The 1,424-nt window shown below is 69.5% G+C and carries 1 protein-coding gene; it reads right to left on the reverse strand.

Annotated features, from left to right (window positions below; all coding sequences use genetic code 11):
* Positions 1-88: 88 nt before the first annotated feature.
* Positions 89-1,339, reverse strand: a complete 1,251-nt coding sequence (locus tag ACZ7OY_RS44615; protein ID WP_472251226.1) for an IS701 family transposase — start codon at positions 1,337-1,339, stop codon at positions 89-91.
* Between the last annotated feature and the right edge of the window lie 85 nt (positions 1,340-1,424).

A 1,424-nucleotide genomic window follows, 5' to 3' on the forward strand; every position in this document is an offset into this window, starting at 1 on the left:
GGTGTGGGTATGTTGCGGTGGCAGGTGGGGCAGGCGCCGGTCCAGGTGGCGAGGAGTGTCTGCAGTTCGCGGACGATCCGGTAGAGACTCAGGCCTGCGCTGCTTCTTTTGGGTCGTGTGCCAGTCGTCGCAGGGTGCAGAAGGCGTGGGCGGCGGAGACCAGGGTGACGTGGTGGTGCCAGCCGTTCCAGGTGCGGCCTTCGAAGTGGGCCAGGCCCAGGGCCTGCTTCATCTCGCGGTAGTCGTGCTCGATGCGCCAGCGCAGTTTCGCCAGCCGGACCAGGGTGGCCAGCGGCATCCCGGAAGGCAGGTTCGACAGCCAGAACTGCACAGGTTCGGCTTCGTTGGCGGGCCACTCCGCCAGCAGCCAGCGCTCGGACAGCTCTGCCGTGTCGCTGGTCCTGCGGACGCCGCGGCCGGCGGGACGGACCCGCAGGGCGACGAACCGCGAGTACATCCGTTTGAAGCCGCTGCGGCCCCTGCCCGGACGGGAGCCTTCCCGCCAGGCCACCGGCCTGGCCGCCGTCCGGCCGGCGGCGACGACCAGGTCTTTCAAGGTCCGGGCCGGCTCGGGGTAGCGCGCTGTGGGTGGACGGCCGGTGCCCGCATAGACGGGCTGGACCGGACGGACGTCGGCGGGCTGGGCGGTGTGACGGCCGGAGATGCCGACCGCGTAGAACAGCTTGCGTTCCTCCAGGCCGTCACGGAAGGCGGCGGCGTCACCGTATCCGGCGTCCGCGACGACCAAGGGAATGCTGACGCCCCAGGACCGCGTCTCGTCGATCATGTCCAGGGCGAGCTGCCACTTCTCCACGTGGCCCACCCCGGCAGGGATGCCGCAGCGGGTGCGGCGGGCCACCCTGTCCGCATCGGCCTCCGCGGAGGCGGGATCCCAGGACGCGGGCAGGAACAGCCGCCAGTTCACCGCGGCCGAGGCGTGATCACATGCCAAGTGGAGCGACACCCCGACCTGGCAGTTGGTGACCTTGCCCGCGGTGCCGGTGTACTGCCGGGACACACACGCCGAGGCATCCCCGTCCTTCAGGAAGCCGGTGTCATCGATGATCAACGCCTCCGGCCCGACCACGTCCTGCATCCTCCAGGCCAGCCGGGCCCGCACATGCGCCGGATCCCAGGGGCTGGAGGTGATGAAGTGCGCCAGCGCCTGCCGGTTGCCGTCCTCGCCGAGACGGGCCGCCATTGGCTCCACCGACTTGCGCCGCCCGTCCAGGAGCAATCCTCGTACGTACGCCTGTCCCCACCGCCGCTGATCCGCACGGAAGAACCCGTCGAACAGATCCGCCGCGAACGCCTCCAAGTCCTTACGGACTTCGGCCATCTCCTCAGGTGTCACACCATCCCAACGACACCAACCCACCAGCAGACACTCCAACCACGAGTGAATCTGACCAAGCCCTACTAGG

It is taken from the genome of Streptomyces sp. NPDC107559 (genome assembly GCF_055657365.1).

Bases quoted from the DNA above. Each gene is read 5' to 3' on its own strand.
- ACZ7OY_RS44615 (WP_472251226.1), bottom strand. From the start codon at position 1,339: ATGGCCGAAGTCCGTAAGGACTTGGAGGCGTTCGCGGCGGATCTGTTC.